At 70.6% G+C, this 18,640-nt stretch carries 20 protein-coding genes, 1 tRNA gene and 1 pseudogene; 15 read left to right on the forward strand and 7 right to left on the reverse strand.

What is annotated here, in order from left to right:
* Nucleotides 1-686: 686 nt before the first annotated feature.
* The 3 genes from ADL01_RS37945 to ADL01_RS37955 form a co-directional block, all read right to left on the reverse strand.
* Entirely contained in the window at nt 687-2,552 is a 1,866-nt protein-coding gene (locus ADL01_RS37945; protein ID WP_053746644.1) for a copper resistance CopC/CopD family protein, read from the reverse strand.
* A 212-nt stretch (nt 2,553-2,764) separates the two neighbouring features.
* Nucleotides 2,765-3,568 (reverse strand): SDR family NAD(P)-dependent oxidoreductase, encoded by an 804-nt coding sequence (locus tag ADL01_RS37950; RefSeq protein ID WP_107091108.1) that lies wholly within the window; start codon nt 3,566-3,568, stop codon nt 2,765-2,767.
* Nucleotides 3,565-4,044: a cupin domain-containing protein gene (locus ADL01_RS37955; protein WP_053746629.1), complete on the reverse strand. Its 480-nt coding sequence runs from the start codon at nt 4,042-4,044 to the stop codon at nt 3,565-3,567. The genes ADL01_RS37950 and ADL01_RS37955 overlap by 4 nt, the downstream gene beginning before the upstream one ends.
* Nucleotides 4,045-4,150: 106 nt before the next feature.
* Between ADL01_RS37955 and ADL01_RS37960 the strand changes: the two genes are divergently transcribed.
* The 3 genes from ADL01_RS37960 (at nt 4,151) to ADL01_RS37970 (ending at nt 6,023) form a co-directional block, all read left to right on the forward strand.
* Complete coding sequence (locus ADL01_RS37960; protein WP_053746630.1) at nt 4,151-4,744, forward strand: HhH-GPD-type base excision DNA repair protein; 594 nt, start codon at nt 4,151-4,153, stop codon at nt 4,742-4,744.
* Nucleotides 4,745-4,965: 221 nt separating this feature from the next.
* Nucleotides 4,966-5,262: a type II toxin-antitoxin system VapB family antitoxin gene (locus tag ADL01_RS37965; protein ID WP_006377352.1), complete on the forward strand. Its 297-nt coding sequence runs from the start codon at nt 4,966-4,968 to the stop codon at nt 5,260-5,262.
* A 110-nt stretch (nt 5,263-5,372) separates the two neighbouring features.
* Entirely contained in the window at nt 5,373-6,023 is a 651-nt protein-coding gene (locus ADL01_RS37970; RefSeq protein WP_159049742.1) for a LytR C-terminal domain-containing protein, read from the forward strand.
* Between the two features lie 12 nt (nt 6,024-6,035).
* Here ADL01_RS37970 and upp read toward each other — a convergent pair whose 3' ends face one another.
* Nucleotides 6,036-6,671 carry a uracil phosphoribosyltransferase gene (gene upp / locus ADL01_RS37975; protein WP_053746632.1) on the reverse strand — a complete coding sequence of 212 codons (636 nt, stop codon included), beginning with the start codon at nt 6,669-6,671 and terminating at the stop codon, nt 6,036-6,038.
* Nucleotides 6,672-6,852: 181 nt separating this feature from the next.
* Here upp and ADL01_RS37980 point away from each other — a divergent pair, with 181 nt between their 5' ends.
* From ADL01_RS37980 to ADL01_RS38010, 8 genes are all read left to right on the forward strand, one after another.
* Nucleotides 6,853-7,044 carry a hypothetical protein gene (locus ADL01_RS37980; protein WP_053746633.1) on the forward strand — a complete coding sequence of 64 codons (192 nt, stop codon included), beginning with the start codon at nt 6,853-6,855 and terminating at the stop codon, nt 7,042-7,044.
* 262 nt (nt 7,045-7,306) lie between these two features.
* The gene (locus ADL01_RS37985; protein WP_053746634.1) at nt 7,307-7,861 is read left to right on the forward strand and encodes a hypothetical protein; all 555 of its coding nucleotides are present in this window, start codon (nt 7,307-7,309) and stop codon (nt 7,859-7,861) included.
* Between the two features lie 62 nt (nt 7,862-7,923).
* A complete protein-coding gene (gene tadA / locus ADL01_RS37990; RefSeq protein WP_053746635.1) occupies nt 7,924-8,358 on the forward strand; it encodes a tRNA adenosine(34) deaminase TadA in 435 nt (144 codons plus the stop codon).
* 74 nt (nt 8,359-8,432) lie between these two features.
* A tRNA-Ser gene (locus ADL01_RS37995) sits at nt 8,433-8,517 on the forward strand.
* Nucleotides 8,518-8,643: 126 nt separating this feature from the next.
* Complete coding sequence (locus tag ADL01_RS45085; RefSeq protein WP_199835076.1) at nt 8,644-8,814, forward strand: hypothetical protein; 171 nt, start codon at nt 8,644-8,646, stop codon at nt 8,812-8,814.
* A 46-nt stretch (nt 8,815-8,860) separates the two neighbouring features.
* Entirely contained in the window at nt 8,861-9,154 is a 294-nt protein-coding gene (locus tag ADL01_RS38000) for a Dabb family protein (RefSeq protein ID WP_053746636.1), read from the forward strand.
* Between the two features lie 199 nt (nt 9,155-9,353).
* Nucleotides 9,354-10,220 carry an RNA polymerase sigma factor SigF gene (locus ADL01_RS38005; RefSeq protein WP_199835074.1) on the forward strand — a complete coding sequence of 289 codons (867 nt, stop codon included), beginning with the start codon at nt 9,354-9,356 and terminating at the stop codon, nt 10,218-10,220.
* Nucleotides 10,221-10,588: 368 nt separating this feature from the next.
* Nucleotides 10,589-11,506, forward strand: coding sequence for an RNA polymerase sigma factor SigF (locus ADL01_RS38010; RefSeq protein WP_053746638.1), 918 nt, complete (start codon nt 10,589-10,591; stop codon nt 11,504-11,506).
* A gap of 663 nt (nt 11,507-12,169) precedes the next feature.
* Here ADL01_RS38010 and ADL01_RS38015 read toward each other — a convergent pair.
* Nucleotides 12,170-12,577: pseudogene (locus tag ADL01_RS38015) on the reverse strand (UTRA domain-containing protein); the annotation flags it as partial.
* A 129-nt stretch (nt 12,578-12,706) separates the two neighbouring features.
* Nucleotides 12,707-12,913, reverse strand: coding sequence for a hypothetical protein (locus ADL01_RS38020; protein ID WP_053746639.1), 207 nt, complete (start codon nt 12,911-12,913; stop codon nt 12,707-12,709).
* Between the two features lie 231 nt (nt 12,914-13,144).
* Here ADL01_RS38020 and ADL01_RS38025 point away from each other — a divergent pair, with 231 nt between their 5' ends.
* From ADL01_RS38025 to ADL01_RS38040, 4 genes are read left to right on the forward strand one after another with little or no spacing between them, the layout of a single operon-like run.
* Nucleotides 13,145-13,582 (forward strand): MarR family winged helix-turn-helix transcriptional regulator, encoded by a 438-nt coding sequence (locus ADL01_RS38025; RefSeq protein WP_053746640.1) that lies wholly within the window; start codon nt 13,145-13,147, stop codon nt 13,580-13,582.
* Nucleotides 13,583-13,621: 39 nt separating this feature from the next.
* Nucleotides 13,622-16,111 carry an MFS transporter gene (locus ADL01_RS38030; RefSeq protein ID WP_107091109.1) on the forward strand — a complete coding sequence of 830 codons (2,490 nt, stop codon included), beginning with the start codon at nt 13,622-13,624 and terminating at the stop codon, nt 16,109-16,111.
* Nucleotides 16,112-16,117: 6 nt separating this feature from the next.
* Nucleotides 16,118-16,951, forward strand: a complete 834-nt coding sequence (locus ADL01_RS38035; RefSeq protein ID WP_053746641.1) for a YceI family protein — start codon at nt 16,118-16,120, stop codon at nt 16,949-16,951.
* A 9-nt stretch (nt 16,952-16,960) separates the two neighbouring features.
* Nucleotides 16,961-17,434: a PPOX class F420-dependent oxidoreductase gene (locus tag ADL01_RS38040; RefSeq protein WP_053746642.1), complete on the forward strand. Its 474-nt coding sequence runs from the start codon at nt 16,961-16,963 to the stop codon at nt 17,432-17,434.
* A 96-nt stretch (nt 17,435-17,530) separates the two neighbouring features.
* Here the strand turns inward: ADL01_RS38040 and ADL01_RS38045 are convergent, their stop codons facing one another.
* On the reverse strand, nt 17,531-18,298 hold the full coding sequence (locus ADL01_RS38045) for a TetR/AcrR family transcriptional regulator (protein WP_053746646.1): 768 nt from the start codon (nt 18,296-18,298) through the stop codon (nt 17,531-17,533).
* Nucleotides 18,299-18,640 lie beyond the last annotated feature (342 nt).

Raw genomic sequence — 18,640 nt, forward strand, 5'->3', positions numbered from 1 at the left:
GTCAAGACGTGGTACAGCCCGTTCCTGAAACGTGATGGACATCAGGACGCGAAGCTTTGCTAACTGATAGAGGGCAAACACGCGCCACAATCCAGCCGCTCAGCCGTTCGACCGAGGAGCACGCTCCCGCCGACCACGAACGATGACCTTGCAGCCGAGGCGGCGCAATGGCCCGGCGGCGCCATTGATGACGATCACGTCGGACGACCCGCCAGGACCACGTCGGGCGCTCGCCACATCGTCAGCCGGAGCCGTAAGGAGCCCGCCCATGTCCAGCACGACCACGCCCCGGCACCCCCGGTGACCAGCGGGCCGATCACCGCACCCCCGGCCCGGCGCCCGGCCCCCCGGGACGTCGTGCCCGTGCTGGCACGCGCGGCCTTCGCCCTCAGCCTGGCACCGACCTCGACCCATGCGCGGGGCACCTGTACCGCCTCCGCCCACGGTTGCGGCGCCACTCCTGACGGCCCGCGCCCCGCGCCCCTGGGAAGCCGGGCAGCACCGCATACGGCCACCGTCGGCGCGGTACCGCTCCCCTGGCTTTGCTGGTCGTACTCGGCGGGGCCCAGTCCGAGATCGGGGTCGTCTCCACTCGCGGCCGCCCCCTGGCGGCGTGGTTCCGCCGCACCGTCACGACGGCGACGGCAACGGCGGGGCCCGCGTCGGCTCCCGCCGCCGAAGGCCGGTCAGCGACCGATCTTCACCTTCCGCTCCACGCTCACCTGGTCCACGTCCGACGTCCGGACCGTCACCTTCATGGTCCAGGTGCCGGCGAGCGGCAGGTTGAGGGAGTTGGTGCCCCAATAGCCGCCCTGGTCGGTGACTTCGGCGTTGAGCGGGCCGATCTTCTTGCTGGGAAGAGAGAAGGAGAGGCGGAGTTCGGGGACGATCGCGAAGCCGTCGTCGGGGCCGAACACCACGGCCTGCACGGTGTTCTCGCCGACCCGGCCGGGTTCGAGGGTGACCTGCACCTTGCCGTGCCCGCCCGGCGTACCGACGTCGAAGGGGATCGTCGTCGTGGAGGCGCTGACCAACCCGGGCACAGGCGCGTCCTTCGCGGCCTCTGCCGCCTCGGCGGCGGCCCGGCCCGGCAGAGTGGTCGTCAGGATGGTCGTGATCACCAACACCGCGATCCCCACGGCCACTTCGGCCAGCACGGAACGGCGCAGCCGACGACGACAGACGTCGGAGGAGGCGTCGGAAGAGGAAGAAGGAGAGGAGGAGGGGGTGCTGACCGGGTGTACGTCGTCGCGGGCGTCGCCGTCGCTCTCGCCGCCAACCGGGGTCGCCGAGCCGCCCACCCTCTCCGCCACCCGTTCCGCGACCTTGGCCTCCGCCACCGCCACCGCCTGCGCATCGCCATCCACCACCGCATCCGCCGCCTCCGGCAACAGCAGCCGGCCCGTCCAGCGGCGCGAGAACCCGGCCGCGGCCAGCAGCAGCGTCACCGCGCACAGCTTGGCGATCAGGATGCGGCCGTACGACGTACCGGTGAACGCGTCCCAGGAGCCGAGGCCGCGCCAGGACTGGTAGACGCCGGTGACGGTCAGGACGGCCACGGATATGAAGGCCAGCCGGGAGAAACGGGCGACGGTGGACGCCGGGAGCGGCTCCGCCGCCTGGAGCAGGGTGAGCAGGGTCGCGAGGCCGCCCAGCCAGACGGACATGGCGAGCAGATGCAGCACCGAGGACACCATCGCCACCGGCACCTGGATACCGGCCGACGCGTGCTCGGCGGCGGCCCACGTCAGGGTGAGACCGACGGCGAGCACGCCCCCGGCGGCAAGGAAAACCGGCGCGCTGTCGACGCGCTGCCGTCGGCGTCCAACGACAGTCAGCAGTACGGCCGTCGCCGCCAGCAGCGCGATGCGGGCCAGGAGCGCCAGGCCCGGCCTGCCGGTCACGGTGCGTTCCAGGGTCGACAGGTCGAAGGCACTGCCGGGCGCGGTGCCGGCCTCGTACGGGCCGCGCAGCAGGAGCAGCGCGACGGTGGAGACGAGGAGGGTCCACCAGCCCGTCAGGACCAGCCTGCGCAGGGGGTCCGTGCTCGAGGGGCGGCACAGGACGACGAAGGCGACGGTGCCGACGAGCAGCGCCAGAGCCGCGTACGCCAGATAGCGGACGATGTCGTAGAGGGCGCTGGTCGCCGTGTTCTCGGTGGGGCCGGTGTCGATGGCGGCCGGGGTCGCGGAGGGCTCGCCGACGGAGAAGGTGAAGGCGCCCGAGATGGGATGGCTGTCCGCCGAGACGACCCGCCAGGCCACGGTGAACGTGCCCTCGCCGAGCCCCTTGGGAAGGCTCACGCGCACCGCGTCGGAACGCCCGTCCACGTGCTTGGCCTCGCCGGTGCTCACCCGTCGGCCGTCCGGATCGAAGGCCCGGAAGGAGTCGTCGAGCAGGGCGACGGACTCGGTGAAGGTCAGGGTGATCTGCCGGGGCGCGGACTTGAGGACGCTGCCGTCGCGGGGGTCGGTGTCGCGGAGGGCGGCGTGCGCGGACGCGGTGCCCGCCCCGCCGACGAGGAGGAACAGGACCAGCGTGGTGCACAGCAGTACCGCCCGCCGTACTCCCCGGACGTGCCGTCTGCCCTTCCGTTCGCCGGTCTCCGTATGCCCCCTTTCATCGGCTCGTCGGTGATCGCGCCCTTCGTTCCGTAGTCGGCCCACGTACCTTCTCCGTCTTCGGGACTTCTCGGCTCTCGTATTACGTACGGACGATCCTGACGCCCCGCTCACCCCCGCCCGAACCGGATTCGCCGTGCTCTTCACCACGTCGGCCGGGCGGACACCCCTCCGTCCACGACCAGGTCGTGTCCGCTGATCCAGGACGCCAGCCGGGAGGCGAGGAACACACACGCGTCGCCGATGTCCTCGGCCCGCCCCAACCTCCCTACGGGCGCCGCCTGTTGCCACCGCCGCACCCCTTCGGGCCAGTCGTCCGTCAGCCCTTCCCGGTCGATGAGCCCGGGCGAGACGGTGTTGACGCGGATGCCGTACGGCCCGTACTCCAGAGCCGCCGACCGGGCGTGCGTCACCACCGCCGCCTTCGAGGCGCAGTAGTGGGCGTGCCCGGGCGCCGGACGAGCGGCCTCGATGGAGGCGATATGCGTGACACTGCCCCCATCGCCACCCCCGTTCTCGCCTCTCTGCTCCCGCATGACCTCCGCCGCGGCCTGCGTGCAGGCGAAGACGCTGAGGACGTTCGCGTCGACGACGGCCCGCCAGTCGGCGACCGTCATCCCGGCCAGCTCCTGAACCGGCTGCACACCCGCGTTGTTGACCAGCGCGTCGAGCCGCCCGCCACCCCACTCGGCGGCCTCCCGCACCACCCGCCGGCACGCGTCCTCGTCGGTGAGATCGCCCCGCAGGACGACGGCCCGCCCGCCCGACGCCTCGATCCGCGCGACCACTTCCCGCGCGCCCTCGTCCGAGGTCCGGCAGTGCACGGCGACGGCGGCCCCCTCCGCCGCGAACCGCGCCGCGATCCCGCGCCCGATCCCACCACCGGCCCCGGTGACGAGGGCGACCTGGCCAGCGAGCAGACCGGCGGAACCCTGGGGTGACCTCATGGGCGGCACAGTCCCTCGATCCGGGCCGCCTCGGCCGGATAACGCGCGGTCAGCTCGACGGCGTCGCCGTGTTCGTACCCCTCGAACGTGAACCCGGGCGCCATCGTGCACCCGAAGAACGTCCACGCGCCGCCCTCGACGACCCGCGCGCCCATCCAGGTACCGGCGGGAACGGTGAGCTGGGGTTCCTGGCCCCGCGGGATACCGGGCCCCAGCACGGCTGTCCGGGAGGTGCCGTCGGGGGCGAGGAGGAGCAGTTCGAGGGGATCGCCGAGGTAGAAGTGCCAGACCTCGTCGGACGGCAGCCGGTGCAGCGCGGAGAAGTCGCCGGGCGCGGCGGTCAGCAGCGCGACGATCGCCGAGCCCTCCGGCCGCCCGTCGGCCCGCTCGGGCCCCGCCCACGTACGCCGGAACAGCCCGCCCTCACGCGGAATCGGCTCCAGCCCGTAGTGGGCGATCAGGTCGTCGGCCGTCACACGTCCATCGGAGTTCGAAGTCACCCGGAAAAACTACCGCCCGGGGCTCGTACGTCCGGATCGCGGCCGGAGGGCAGTCGGGCGTCGATCGGGGCATGATCGACGCATGGACGTCACCCTCCACCTCGCCCAGGACCCCGAGGCCGACGCGCTCCTCGGCCGCAGCCCGCTCGCCGCGCTGACGGGAATGCTGCTCGACCAGCAGGTTCCCATGGAGTGGGCGTTCAAGGGACCGGCGACGATCGCCCAGCGTCTCGGCGCCGACGACCTCGACGCGCACGAGATCGCGGCGTACGACCCCGAGGCCTTCGCCGCCCTCCTCTCCGACAAACCGGCCGTGCACCGCTACCCGGGCTCGATGGCCAAGCGCGTCCAGCAGCTCTGCCAGTACCTCGTCGAGCACTACGACGGGGACGCCGAGGGAGTCTGGCGGGACGCCGCGACCGGCCAGGAGCTGCTGAAGCGCCTCGCCGACCTGCCCGGCTTCGGCAAGCAGAAGGCCCAGATCTTCCTGGCCCTCCTCGGCAAGCAGCTCGGCGTACAGCCCAAGGGCTGGCGCGAGGCGGCCGGTGCCTACGGCGAACCGAAGTCCTTCCGCTCCGTCGCCGACATCACGGGCCCGGAGTCCCTGGTCAAGGTCCGGGCGCACAAGCAGGAGATGAAGGCGGCGGCGAAGGCCGCGAAGGCCTCCGGCACGTAGGCGGCGATCTCCGGGGCGGGCCGGCGTACGGGGTGGCGAGTGGGGTGCGTTTGCCGGTGGCAAGAGCTCCGTGACGGCCTTCGTGGTGGCCGATGACACGGCCTCGCTGTCGCTCTCACCGGGGCCCTGTACCGGTTTGCACCGATTTACTGCACCTTTTCCAGCGCCGCACTCCGTCGCCATGGCTGCGCCCGGAAGGCCTGGACCGGTAGGCTTTCCGTGTGATCTTCAAGCGCATCGGAAACGGCCGGCCGTACCCCGACCACGGCCGGGAAAGCACCCGGCAGTGGGCGGACGTCGCGCCGCGCCCGGTCCGCCTCGATCAGCTCGTGACGACCAAGGGCCAGCTCGACCTGGAAACCCTGCTCGCCGAGGACTCGACGTTCTACGGCGACCTCTTCGCGCATGTCGTGAAGTGGCAGGGCGACCTGTATCTGGAGGACGGTCTGCACCGCGCTGTCCGGGCGGCCCTCCAGCAACGGCAGGTACTGCACGCCCGCGTCCTCGAGATGGACTGACGGCCGTCCTCGCCGCCCTCACGACGCTTATTGGCCCTTTCGGGTAGTACTGCGGCCGGGGCAATGATCATTTAGTAGGCATCACCGCCCGGGCGCACTACGCTGCGCCCATGAGCATGCTGACTCCCCCCGGAATGGGCGGCCAGTACCGCATCACGGGTGACAAGTACCCGCGGATGCGCCGACCCCGGGGGCGCCGCAGGTTCGTACTCGGACTCGTCGCCTCCGTCGCCGCCCTCGGCCTGATCGGCTGGGGCACCTTGCAGCTCATCGACGTCTTCACCGGCGGCGGCAGCAAGGCCACGGCCGCGGGACCCAAGGCGGACTGCGCGTCCAAGGCGAGCCCTTCGCCCACGCCGACGAAGGCCCCCAGAGCGCTGCCCGAGCCCGGCCAGATCACCGTCAACGTCCTGAACGCCACGCCGCGCAGCGGCCTCGCCAAACAGGCAGCGGACGAGCTGAAGAAGCGCGGCTTCCGCATCGGCGACGTCGGCAACGCGCCCAAGGACTACGACAAGAAGATCGCCGGAGCCGGCCTGCTGCTCGGCGCGAAGTCGGCCGCCGAGGCCGCCCTGCCCGTGCTCGGCACCCAGCTCGCCGGCGCCCAGCTGAAGACCGACACGCGCCCCTCGGCCACCGAGGTCGACCTACTGATCGGCACCACGTTCACGGCCCTGACCAGCAAGAAGGACGCCGACCAGGCCCTGGTCGCACTGACCGGCCCGGCGCCGGCGCCCTCCACCGCCCCGAAGAACTGCTGAGCCGCCGACCGGCTACTCGGCCGCGCCGTACAGCCGGTCGCCCGCGTCGCCGAGGCCCGGGACGATGTAGCCGAGCTCGTTGAGGCGCTCGTCGACCGAGGCCGTCACGACCGTGACCGGGGTGCCCGCCAGCTCGCGTTCCATGATCTCGACGCCCTCGGGGGCGGCCAGCAGGACCACGGCCGTCACGTCGTCGGCGCCGCGCTTGATCAGTTCCCGGATCGCCGCGACCAGGGTGCCGCCGGTGGCGAGCATCGGGTCGAGGACGTACACCTGACGCCCGGAGAGGTCCTCCGGCATACGGGTGGCGTACGTCGACGCCTGCAGCGTCTCCTCGTCGCGCACCATGCCCATGAAGCCCACCTCGGCGGTCGGCAGCAGCCGGACCATGCCGTCCAGCATGCCGAGGCCGGCCCGCAGGATCGGCACCACCAGCGGGCGCGGGTGGGACAGCTTGACGCCCGTGGTCGGGGCGACCGGCGTGACGATGTCGACCTGTTCGGTACGGACGTCCCGCGTGGCCTCGTAGGCGAGCAGGGTGACCAGCTCGTCGGCGAGCCGGCGGAAGGTCGCGGAGTCGGTGCGCCGGTCGCGCAGCGTGGTGAGCTTGTGGGAGACCAGCGGGTGGTCGACGACGTGGAGACGCATGGCGCTAACAGTAGCCGTGGTCCCGTACAGCGGCTCTGCTCCCCCGTACGGCGAGCCAACCCCCCTACAGCGGTTCCGCTTCCCCGTACAGCGGCCTCGCGCCCGCCTCACACTTCCGGTGGCATCAAACCGTCCGCCGGAGGGAAGGTGGGAGGAACGCAACGACTGGGGGTGTCTGCCCATGTCCGACCGTGAACCCGACCGGGAACGGGACCGGAAGACGTCGGAGACCGAGGCCGAGCGGCGTCGGCGCCGGGCCGTCTTCCTGCGCGAACTGACCGAGGCCCGCGAGTTGCGCGACCGTGTCCAGCCCCGCCGCGCCAAGACCGCCCGCCTCCGCCACGCCATGCGTATGCGTACGTTCCGCTGGTAGTACGCGCGTTGAGGGGGTGGCCGTGCGAGGGCGGTGGAGAAGCCGGTTACGATCCGCTGGTGGCGGCAACCGGAGCGCTGCTGAACGGCTCGGCCGACACTCGGTCAAAAGAGCCGGACACAGGGGGTCGAAGACGTCCCCTGAACGCTCCGTTTCTGTCACGATTCCGAGTGGGTGGGGCTCGGCGCACAGCAGGCCCCGCCCGTAACCTCCGCCGGGGGGACCCCCAACCGGCACGCCTAGGACCAGTGGGAGAGTCACGGTGTACTTCGCCGCACTGCTCGCGCGCACCGAAGACGGGTGGGAAGCGAGCGACACGGAGCTCGACGACGTGGAAACCCTGTCGGACCTGGCCGAACTGGCCCGTGAAGCCTCCCCCGAGGACGACACGGTGCTGGTGCTCATCGAGCAGGAGGACGCCTGGTTCGGCGTCGTCCGCATCGACGGCGAGGACGACCCCCGGATCTACGTCTCGGACGCCGCCGCCGCTGCCCGTAGTTCGTACGGCGAGATTCTGCTCACGGCCGAGCTGCTCGGCCGCGATCCGGACGCAGACGAACCAGATCTCGACGCCCTCGACCTCGACGGCACGGAGGACGGTGAGTCGGACTCCGATCCGGACGCCGACTCCGACTCCGCCGACGACGAGACCGGCGCCCCCGCAGACGCGGTGCCGCACGGCCCCGTGGGGGATCCGGTGATCCTCGACGACCTCGGCGTCGGCGAGAAGGAACTGCGCGCCCTGGACGCCGACGACGCGCTGGGCGCGATCGCCGAGGCCCTGGGAGCGTCGGAGGTCCTGGAGACGGTGCGCTGAGCCAGGAGGGCCTGACCGGTGAGGGGCCGCCCGATCCCGTACGGGATCCGTGGCGGGCCGCGATGCGGCTCGCCCTGGCCGAGGCCGGGCGGGCCCTTCCGGGCGGCGACGTCCCCGTCGGTGCCGTCGTGCTGGCCGCCGACGGTACGACGGTGCTCGCGACCGGGCACAACGAGCGCGAGGCGACGGGCGATCCGACCGCGCACGCGGAGGTCCTCGCGCTTCGGCGGGCCGCCGCTGAGCTCGGCGAGTGGCGGCTGTCCGGCTGCACGCTCGTCGTGACGCTGGAGCCCTGCGTGATGTGCGCGGGCGCCCTCGTGCAGTCCCGCGTCGACCGGGTCGTCTACGGCACCCGCGACGAGAAGGCGGGCGCGGCCGGCTCCCTCTGGGACGTCGTACGCGACCGCCGCCTCAACCACCGCCCCGAGGTGATCGGCGGCGTCCTCGCGGACGACTGCGCCCGGCTCCTCACCGACTTCTTCCGCCACGACCGCTGACCCCCGTTTCACCGGCGGCGGACCAACGAATACCGATTTCGAACCACGCCGCACCTTGCTGTAAGGTCTCCCTCGGTAGCGTGTCCGAGCGGCCGAAGGAGCTCGCCTCGAAAGCGAGTGTGGCGCAAGTCACCGAGGGTTCAAATCCCTCCGCTACCGCTGTAGAAAGGCCTCGCCGGACGGCGGGGCCTTTCGTGCGACATCAGTCAGTGACATCAGTGAATGACATCAGTCGAATGTGCGTGGTCGGGTCTGGTCGGGTCTGAGGGGGAGGCCGCTGTGGCGGTGAATGCGAAGAAGATAGCCGTCTACGTCCTCGTGGTCTTCGTGGCGTACGTGATCATCACGAACCCCAAAGGGGCGGCCGGATACGTCGAGATAGCGTTCGAAGGCATCTCGAACGCGGCCGGCGCCATAGGCGACTTCATGACCTGGATAGCGGACGGCGCGAAGTAGCCGCCTGCTACCAGGAGCCGGCCCAAGCCTCAGCCAGGGAGTACGCGTGATCCGCCATCTGGTCCTTTTCAAGCTCAACGAGGGCGTCCAGCGCGACCAACCGCGCGTCGTGGCGGGCGTCGAGGGCTTCCGTGCCCTGCCTGGCCAGATCGACGAACTCCGCTCCTGGGAGTGCGCCTGGAACATCACCGACCGCCCCATCGCCTACGACTTCGCGATCAACTCGGCGGTCGACGACACGGATGCCCTGAAACGGTACCTGGAGCACCCGGCCCACCAGGCCGCCGTCGCACCGTGGCGCGAGTTCGCCACGTGGGTGATCGCCGACTACGAATTCTGAGCCGTACGGCCGCACAGACGGTCACGCAGACGGTCCCGCACCGGAACGGTGTGGGACCTTTTCGCGTCTTGCGCACCAACTCACCCTCAACACGGAGTTATGGGGTGCTTGCACACAGTGCACATGTCTTGTGATGCTATGACCGCTTTTGACGGATGAGTCGACCGTTGAGTTGACCGTCGAGTTGACCGATGAAGAGGTGGCGTTGACCGTGTCGGCCAGTACTGCGCCACCCCAGGAAGCCGTTGCCCCCGACGCCGTCGCCCAGGAACCCGCACCTCAGGAGCCCGCGCCACAGCGGAGCCGGGGCGCGGACACCCGGGCGCTCACCCAGGTGCTCTTCGGCCAGCTGAACGTCCTGGAGCCGGGTACGCCGGAGCACAACCGCGTGCGGGGAGCGCTCATCGAGGCGAACCTCCCGCTCGTGCGCTACGCGGCCGCCCGTTTCCGCTCCCGCAACGAGCCGATGGAGGACGTCGTCCAGGTCGGCACCATCGGGCTGATCAACGCCATCGACCGGTTCGACCCGGACCGGGGCGTGCAGTTCCCGACGTTCGCGATGCCGACCGTCATCGGCGAGATCAAGCGGTACTTCCGGGACAACGTCCGTACGGTCCACGTACCGCGCCGGCTGCACGAGCTGTGGGTGCAGGTCAACGGGGCGACCGAGGACCTGACGACGGCGTTCGGGCGTACCCCGACGACTGGCGAGATCGCCGAGCGGCTGCGCATCAGCGAGGACGACGTGCTCTCCTGCATCGAGGCCGGCCGCTCGTACCACGCGACCTCCCTGGAAGCCGCCCAGGAGGGCGACGGCCTGCCCGGCCTGGTGGACCGCCTCGGCTACGAGGACCCGGCACTGGACGGCGTGGAGCACCGCGACCTGGTCCGCCATCTCCTCGTCCAACTCCCGGAACGCGAGCAGCGCATCCTGCTGCTGCGCTACTACAGCAACCTCACCCAGTCGCAGATCAGCGCCGAACTGGGCGTCTCCCAGATGCACGTGTCCCGGCTACTGGCCCGCAGCTTCGCGCGCCTGCGCTCCGCGAACCGCGTCGAGGCGTAGCCCGGGTCACAGCCGGGGTCACAGCCCGGGTCAGAGCCCGGGTCAGAGCCCGGGTCGCCACCACCCGAAGCGTCACCCCCAGACGTCACCTCAGTCATATCCGGATACAGGATCGAGTTGTCACCTGGGAGAGCGAATCGCTCAAGGTCGTACTTCCCGGTGTTTCTGGGCTGAAAAACCATCACACCCCCTTTTTCCAGGGCGGATCCACGTCCTCCATGTCGACATGTCACTACAGCGTGTTGCCGACATGTGACATTCTGCCGGAAGAGCGTTTGCCGTGGCTTCGGCTCCGGTATTCAGGTGAAGGCTGCGTTCCTCAGATCAGGAACGACCGCCGCGACCGTCCGCGACCCAAAGGGGGTGGCATGTCCGCAGACCAGGGCAGCTCCAAGGTGCTCACGCTCACCAAGAGCGAGTCGGCGCCCGCCGAGCTTCACGACGTCCCGGCCCTCGTAGTGGAGGTCGAGGCAGAGGCAGCCCCGGCCGTCCAGGCCCTCCCGGCCGCACCGCCGGCCACGGGGCCCATCGACACCCGCACCCTGTCTCGTTCCCTGTTCCTGCGGCTCGCCGCCCTCGACGAGAACAGCCCCGAGCGTGCGTACGTCCGGGACACCCTCATCGAGCTGAACCTCCCCCTCGTCCGGTACGCGGCGGCCCGCTTCCGCTCCCGGAACGAGCCGATGGAGGACATCGTCCAGGTCGGCACGATCGGCCTGATCAAGGCGATCGACCGCTTCGACTGCGAACGCGGCGTCGAGTTCCCGACGTTCGCGATGCCGACGGTCGTGGGCGAGATCAAGCGCTTCTTCCGCGACACGTCGTGGTCGGTGCGCGTACCGCGCCGCCTTCAGGAGCTGCGGCTGGCCCTCACCAAGGCCAGCGACGAACTCGCCCAGAAGCTGGACCGCTCCCCGACGGTCGCCGAACTCGCCGTGGTCCTGGGCGTGTCCGAGGAGGACGTCGTCGACGGCCTCGCGGTCGGCAACGCGTACACGGCCTCGTCCCTGGACTCCCCGGCCCCGGAGGACGACGGCGGCGAGGGCTCCCTGGCGGACCGCCTCGGCTACGAGGACACGGCGCTGGAGGGCGTGGAGTACCGCGAGTCCCTGAAGCCGCTGCTGGCCAAACTGCCGCCGCGTGAGCGCCGGATCATCATGCTGCGCTTCTTCGCCAACATGACCCAGTCGCAGATCGGCGAGGAGGTCGGCATCTCCCAGATGCACGTGTCACGCCTCCTGACCCGAACCCTGTCCCAGCTCCGCGAGGGCCTGATCTCCGACTGAGAGGTCCGTCCCTGACGGTTCACGTCTGACGGAGCATCAGCGACGAGGTCGCGATGCTTCGGCAGATGCCCGCGACGCATGACCGCCGGGGCGCCATCACCCTGCCCACCTCGGCGGCCGTCGTGGCCTGCGCCCTGGCCGGGGTGCTGGCGGCGTGCGGAGACGGCGGCGGCCCCGATGAGGCGTACGTCGCGGTCGAGCGACCGGCGAGTGGCGGTACGGCGATCGCTCCCACCGGGGAGGTGACGTTCGTACCGCTGGAGGAACGAAAGCCGAGCACTCCGGCGCCCGACTCGTCTGCCGGGCAGGGGAGTCGGCCGCGAACATCACCAACGGGGCCCGAATCGACGGCTGTTCCGGAGACGGGCGCCAACTCTCCAGGTGTGGGCGCGAATTCCGCTCCTGCGGCACCTGCGGGTGCGGGCGGGGCGGCGAGCCTGCGAGTGAGGGTCCGACTGCGGGTACGCCCACTACCTCGCCGGCACCGGTGCCGACGTCGTCGCAACCGTCGCCGCCCGCCGGTCCCGCGCGGCTGGTCGCGGGTGCGCCGGTACGCGAGCCCACCGACAGACGCCGGTGCGAGAAGGTGACGCTTCCCTTCCACAACACCGGTGCCTCACCGGCGCCTTCGGGCACGGTGACGCGTAGGGCAGTTGCTCCCAGTCAGGAGGGAAAGGTGCATTCGTACTGCAGCTCGTACAGATGGCCCGCCTTGACCATTACGGTGACCTCGACCGGGTGTTCGTCCGAGCTGTGGACGACGCGCAGGGTTCGTAGGACGGGCAGGTTCCCGGGCAGACGCAGGGCCGCGATCTGTTCCTGAGTGGGGACCCGGGCGGAGACTCGGTCGACGCTGCGGTGTGGTGGGTGGCCGAGCTCGGCGAGCAGGGCCGGCGTACCACCGCGGATTCTGCGCTGCTCGGCGAGTGCGGTGCCTCGGGCAAGGTGGGTGGGGTAGTAGGACGTAGCGAGTTCGGCCGGTTCGTCGTCGATGAAGAGCAGCTGGCGGCGCTGCCCTGGCAATCTGCCGGCAGCCCACCCCTGTTCAGTGACCGCTGCGACTGCCCGTACCACCGGACGGACCACCCGACCTGACGCAGATTCCCGCCACCAGGGCCGAGCGAAGCAACCCGCCGAGCCGCGCGCACGACAAAGCGCGGGACGTCACTGTCCCGCGCGGACGAGTCGCCCAGCCCTTCCTTACTTCAGCGCCAGCCAGGCCACCGCCGCGACGACCAGTACCGCGACGACCACGCCGACGATCAGGCCGACACGGGGGCCCGCCGGAGCGGGGGCCTGGCGGCCGGTGCCCTGGGGGGTCTCGTCGACGAATGCTCGGAACATCTGGGTGCTGCCCGCGGGGTCGTAGTTGCCCTCGGGGCCCTGAGTGCTGGGGGTGTTGGCCATGGTGCGAGACCCTAGCGAACTCGCCGGGGCCCTCCCAAGCCGGTCCCCTCATTCACCCTCCCCACCTGCATGTTTACGTTCGCCAATGCTTGCCTTTGCCAAGTTTTTAGCCTCACCCCTCCCCGATTCATTTGCCTGTAGCAACCAATCTTTCTTATGGTTTGGTCATATGGTTGCCCCAAGCAACAATTAGAGGGTTGCAGGGCATGCGGACATGACGCAGGGGGTGCGATGGCAGAGCAGGCGCAGTACGAGGAGCTGGTGCGTCAGTTCAGCGCCTTCGGTGCCGTGAAGCGGGAGATGGGGCGGAACCTGCCGCCCGGGTGTCCCGGCGGTTCCGCCGCCGTGCTGACGCTGCTCGACCGGTACGGGGACATGCGGATGAGCCGGCTCGCCGAGCTGCTCGCCGTCGACATGTCCGTGACCAGCCGCCACGTCGCCCACGTCGCCGGACGCGGCTGGATCGAACGGCTCCCCGACCCCGCCGACAAGCGCTCCCGCATCCTGCGGCTGACCACGGCCGGGCGGGCGCAGATCGGCGAACTGTCCCGGCGCTCCACCGACCTGCTCGCCCACCGGCTCGCCGACTGGAGCGACGAGGAGGTCGGGCAACTCGCCCGCCTCATGGGCCGCCTCCGGGACAGCTTCGGCGCACACCACACGCCGTAAAGACGATGACGTAGACGTAGACGTAGACAAGGAAGCTCAATGGCAACGACCACACCAGCCGGTGTGCGGGCGGCTCACGCCAAGCACGGGGGAGGCTCCCACGGCTCGGCCGACGGCGCTCCGATGACGCACCGGCAGATCATGGAAGCGCTCACCGGGCTGCTGCTCGGCATGTTCGTCGCGATCCTGTCGTCGACGATCGTTTCCAACGCCCTGCCCGACATCATCAAGGATCTCGGCGGCGGCCAGAGCGCCTACACCTGGGTCGTGACCGCGTCGCTGCTCGCGATGACCGCGTCCACCCCGCTGTGGGGCAAGCTCGCCGACCTCTTCTCCAAGAAGCTGCTGATCCAGTTCGCCCTGGTCGTCTTCGTGCTGGGCTCGGCCGCCGCCGGGCTCTCGCAGAACGCGGGCATGCTCATCGCCTTCCGTGCCGTGCAGGGCGTCGGTATGGGCGGGCTGTCGGCTCTCGCGCAGATCATTCTCGCGGCGATGATCTCCCCGCGTGAGCGCGGACGCTACAACGGCTACCTCGGTGCCACCTTCGCGACCGCGATGGTCGGCGGCCCGCTGATCGGCGGTGTCATCACCGACACCAGCTGGCTCGGCTGGCGCTGGTGCTTCTACGTCGGCGTGCCCTTCGCCGTCGTCGCGCTCATCGTGCTCCAGCGGACCCTGCACCTGCCCGTCGTGAAGCGACAGGCCAAGGTCGACTGGACCGGCGCCTTCTTCATCACTGCGGCCGTCTGCCTGCTGCTGGTCTGGGTGACGTTCGCCGGCGACAAGTACGACTGGGTGTCCTGGCAGACGTACGCGATGATCGGCGGCACGGTCGCGCTGCTCGGCGTCTTCGTCCTCGTCGAGTCGAGGGCGAGCGAGCCGATCATCCCGCTGCGGCTCTTCCGCAACCGCACGATCACCCTCGCTTCCCTCGCGTCGCTCTTCGTCGGCGTCGCGATGTTCGCGGGCACCATTTTCTTCAGCCAGTACTTCCAGCTGGCCCGCGACAAGTCGCCGACCATGTCCGGCGTCATGACGATCCCGATGATCGGCGGCCTGTTCGTCGCCTCCACGGTCTCCGGCCAGGTCATCACCCGTACGGGACGCTGGAAGGCGTGGCTGCTCGCCGGCGGTGTCCTGGTGACGGCCGGTCTCGGCCTCCTGGGCACCCTGCGCTACGACACCCCGTACTGGCACGTCGCCATCTACATGGCGCTGCTCGGCCTCGGCGTCGGCATGATGATGCAGAACCTGGTGCTGTGCACGCAGAACCAGGTCTCCCCCGCCGACCTGGGCGTCGCCAGCTCGGTGGTCACCTTCTTCCGTTCCCTCGGCGGCGCGATCGGCGTCTCCGCACTGGGCGCGATCCTCAGTCACCGGATCACCGACCACCTCAAGGACGGTCTGGCCACCCTCGACCCGAAGTACGCGGCGGGGCTCTCCGGTTCCACCCACAACGCCATCCCCGACCTGGACGCGCTGCCCGCGCCGCTGCGCACGGTCATCGAGGGCGCGTACGGACACGGCATCGGCGACGTCTTCCTCTACGCCGCCCCGGTCGCCCTGCTCGCGCTCGTCTTCTCCCTCTTCATCAAGGAGGTCCCGTTGCGGACCAAGGGCGCGCTCGCGCAGGCGGCGGAGGAGAAGGCGGGGGAGAACGGTGTCTCCGCCGGCCCGGTCGCGGAGACGCAGGCAGTGCCCTCCGTCTCCGCCGTCGCCACGGCGGCCGTCGAGGCCGCCGATCCTGCCGATGCGCCGAGCCGTGGCGGGATTCCGGTACGCGGGCACGTCCGCGGCGCGGAGAGCGCGCCCGTCGCGCAGGCCGCCGTCACGCTGATCTCCCTCACCGGACGTCAGCTGGGCCTCGCGGTCACCCAGGGCGACGGCGCCTACGCGCTGGACGCGCCGGGCACGGGCTCGTACGTCCTGATCGCCTCGGCGGACGGGTGCCAGCCGCAGGCCTCGACCGTCGTCGTGAACGGCGAGCCGGTCTCGTACGACATCCTGCTCAGCGGCACCAGCGGGCTCAGCGGGCTGGTGCGCGGCACCGAGACCGGGGTGCCCGTCGAGGGCGCGATGGTGATCGTCACCGATGTGCGCGGGGATGTGCTGGCCACCGGGACGACCGGTGAGCAGGGCGAGTTCACGTTCGCCGAGCTGGTGCCGGGTGCCGTGACCGTCGCCGTGAACGCCGCCGGGTACCGGCCTCGGGCGCTGCCCGTCGAGGTCGGCGGCACCGGGGTCACCCGGGTCGAGGTGGAACTGGCGTCCGGGGCGCACGTCCAGGGTGTCGTACGGGCGCCGCACGGGCCGCTCGGGGACGCGCGGGTCACACTCGTCGACGCGGCGGGCAACGTGGTCGGCTCGGCGACGACCGGTGCGGACGGGGCGTACGCCTTCGCCGATCTGGACGGCGGCGAGTACACGGTCATCGCGACCGGCTACCCGCCGGTGGCCACCGCCCTGACCGTCACCGGGCGCGGCGCCGACGACCACGACATCGAACTCGCCCACCCGGGCGGGGAGTAGCGGAACATGGGAGTGAGCGCGCGGGTCCGTACGCGGGACGGCTGGGCCGTGTCGCACGCCGTCGTCACCGTGACCGACATGACCGGGCAGCAGGTGCTGCGGGCCGGGGCCGACGCGGACGGGGTCGTGCGCGACGCGACCCCGCTCGCGCCCGGCGCGTACACCGTCATCGTGACGGCCGTCGGGTACGCGCCCACCGCGTCCACCGCCATCGTGACCGAGAGCGGGCGGACCGAGGTCGGGAACGTCACCCTCGCCCGGCTGGGCGGCGGCGCCGAACTGCCGCCGCCGGGGCCGTGGACCGTCGACCCGGCCCACTCGTCCGTCGGGGCGGTCGCCCAGCACCTGGGCATCTCCAGCGTGCGCGGACGGTTCACCGAGTTCACGGCGACGATCTCGATCGCGCCGGAAGAGATTGCGAACTCCCGGGTGGAGGCGGTGATTTCGGCCGCTTCCATCGACACGGGGAACGCGACGCGGGACAAGCATCTGCGGTCCCCCGACTTCCTGGACGTGGACACCCACCCCGAGATCACGTTCCGCTCGACCGGTCTCACCCCGGCCGCCGGTCCCGACCGCTGGACCGTCCACGGCGAGCTGAACATGCGCGGTGTCGTACGGCAGGTCGACCTCGACCTCGCCTACCTCGGCACCGGCACCGACTCCTGGGGCGCGGCGCGGGCAGCGTTCCGGGCGACGGCCGAGCTGCGGCGCGAGGACTTCGCGATGAACTACAACCAGGTGATACAGGCGGGGATCTCGGCGATCGGTACGACGCTCAGGGTGGAACTGGAGATCCAGGCTGTGCGGGGCGCCGGCCTCACGGGTCAGGACATCTAGGCTGCGGGTATGGCACCGAACATCGCTACGAATACCGCCGTGTCCCTGGCCGAGCTGCTCGACTTCGTACGGCCCCGCCACCGGGCGATCCTCCTCACCCGGCGCGCGGACGGCTCCCCCCAGGCCTCGCCGCTGACCTGCGGGGTCGACGACTCGGGGCGGCTCGTCGTGTCGACGTACCCCGAGCGCGCCAAGACACGCAACGCCAAGCGGGACGAGCGCGTCAGCCTGCTCGTCCTGAGCGACGACTGGAACGGGCCGTGGGTCCAGATCGACGGCACGGCCGAGGTCATCGACTCCCCCGAGTCGGTCGAGCCGCTCGTGGAGTACTTCCGGAACATCTCCGGCGAGCACCCGGACTGGGACGAGTACCGCGAGGCCATGGTCAAGCAGGGCAAGTCGATCATCAGGGTCACCCCGGAGAAGTGGGGCCCGGTGGCGACGGGCGGGTTCCCGGCGCGTCTGGTGACCGAGGAGTCGTAGGGCGGTAGGCAGTACGCGGTGTACGAGGTCTACGCGCTGTACACGGTGTACGCGCTGTACACGGTGTACGAGGTCTACGCGGTGTACGCGGGCCGGTCAGGCGGCCCGCGCCACCATCGCCTCGATCCCCGCCACCAGCAGCTCCAGCGCGAAGTCGAAGTCCCGCTCGCGCATCTCCTCCACCGTGGTGCCGCCCCGCGCCGCCATCAGGTCCGCCGACTCCTGGATGAACTCGGCGGCCTCCGGGGCGGCATCGAGGGTACTCATCGCATGCTGGAAAAAGGCGTCCTGGGTCATGCCGGCCTCCGCGCAGCGGGCGATGAAGTGCCCCTCGATCGTGCCGAACCCGTACACGAACTGGAAGACGGCACCGATGGCACCCGACTGCCCCCGCATTGGCAGGCCGGTGCGACGGATGACGCGCTGGACGGCGATCGAGAACGCCTGCGCGTGGGGGCCGATGTTGAGGTAGACCCCGGTGAGCGGCGACGCCCATGGGTGGCGGACCAGCAGGGCGCGGTACTCGCCGGCCAGCGTACGCAACTGGTCGCGCCAGTCCTCGTCCTGCGCGTCCGGGTCGGGCAGGCGCAGTTCGGCGCAGGCCGCGTCGAGGGCGAGTTCCAGCAGGTCGTCCTTGGTGTCGACGTACCAGTACACGGACATCGCCGTCACGTTCAGCTCGGCTGCGAGACGCCGCATCGAGAACTTGGCGAGCCCCTCAGCGTCCAGCAACCGCACGGACACCTCGGTGATCCGGTCCCGATCAAGCCCGGACGGCTGCCCACCGCGACCACTGCCGCCCCGGCGCGCCTTCCCCTCGAGCCAGACACTGCTCCGCACGGCCCGCTGGCCTGCCTTCACAATGGCGCACCTCCCGATACACACGTCCACAAGCAAGAATGCCAGGCCCCAGCACCCCCAACGGAGCCCAAAGGCACACGGGCCACCCCCTGATCTACGCCTACCCACAACAAACCCGCACCCGACCGATAGGCGGCGCGGCCCAATGGGGGCGCGGGGAACTGCGCAAAAAACCACAACAAACCCGCACCCGACCGATAGGCGGCGCGGCCCAATGGGGGCGCGAGGAACTGCGCAAAAACCCACAACGGACCCGCACCCGACCGATCTAGGGGCGCGGGGAACTGCGCGAAACCCACAACGGACCCGCACCCACCCAGCAACCCGCCCCCGGCCCCCCTAGAC

This window comes from Streptomyces sp. NRRL WC-3618 (genome assembly GCF_001280005.1).
In the GTDB taxonomy this organism is placed as follows: Bacteria; Actinomycetota; Actinomycetes; order Streptomycetales; family Streptomycetaceae; genus Streptomyces.

Excerpts from the sequence above, each read along its gene's own strand:
- ADL01_RS37970 (WP_159049742.1), top strand. The coding sequence starts at position 5,373 with ATGAGCATGCTGACTCCCCCCGGAATGGGCGGCCAGTACCGCATCACG.
- ADL01_RS37980 (WP_053746633.1), top strand. The coding sequence starts at position 6,853 with ATGTCCGACCGTGAACCCGACCGGGAACGGGACCGGAAGACGTCGGAG.
- ADL01_RS38010 (WP_053746638.1), top strand. The coding sequence starts at position 10,589 with ATGTCCGCAGACCAGGGCAGCTCCAAGGTGCTCACGCTCACCAAGAGC.
- ADL01_RS38035 (WP_053746641.1), top strand. The coding sequence starts at position 16,118 with ATGGGAGTGAGCGCGCGGGTCCGTACGCGGGACGGCTGGGCCGTGTCG.
- ADL01_RS38040 (WP_053746642.1), top strand. The coding sequence starts at position 16,961 with ATGGCACCGAACATCGCTACGAATACCGCCGTGTCCCTGGCCGAGCTG.
- upp (WP_053746632.1), bottom strand. The coding sequence starts at position 6,671 with ATGCGTCTCCACGTCGTCGACCACCCGCTGGTCTCCCACAAGCTCACC.
- ADL01_RS38030 (WP_107091109.1), top strand. The coding sequence starts at position 13,622 with ATGGCAACGACCACACCAGCCGGTGTGCGGGCGGCTCACGCCAAGCAC.
- tadA (WP_053746635.1), top strand. The coding sequence starts at position 7,924 with ATGCGGCTCGCCCTGGCCGAGGCCGGGCGGGCCCTTCCGGGCGGCGAC.
- ADL01_RS37960 (WP_053746630.1), top strand. The coding sequence starts at position 4,151 with ATGGACGTCACCCTCCACCTCGCCCAGGACCCCGAGGCCGACGCGCTC.
- ADL01_RS38025 (WP_053746640.1), top strand. The coding sequence starts at position 13,145 with ATGGCAGAGCAGGCGCAGTACGAGGAGCTGGTGCGTCAGTTCAGCGCC.
- ADL01_RS38020 (WP_053746639.1), bottom strand. The coding sequence starts at position 12,913 with ATGGCCAACACCCCCAGCACTCAGGGCCCCGAGGGCAACTACGACCCC.
- ADL01_RS37950 (WP_107091108.1), bottom strand. The coding sequence starts at position 3,568 with ATGAGGTCACCCCAGGGTTCCGCCGGTCTGCTCGCTGGCCAGGTCGCC.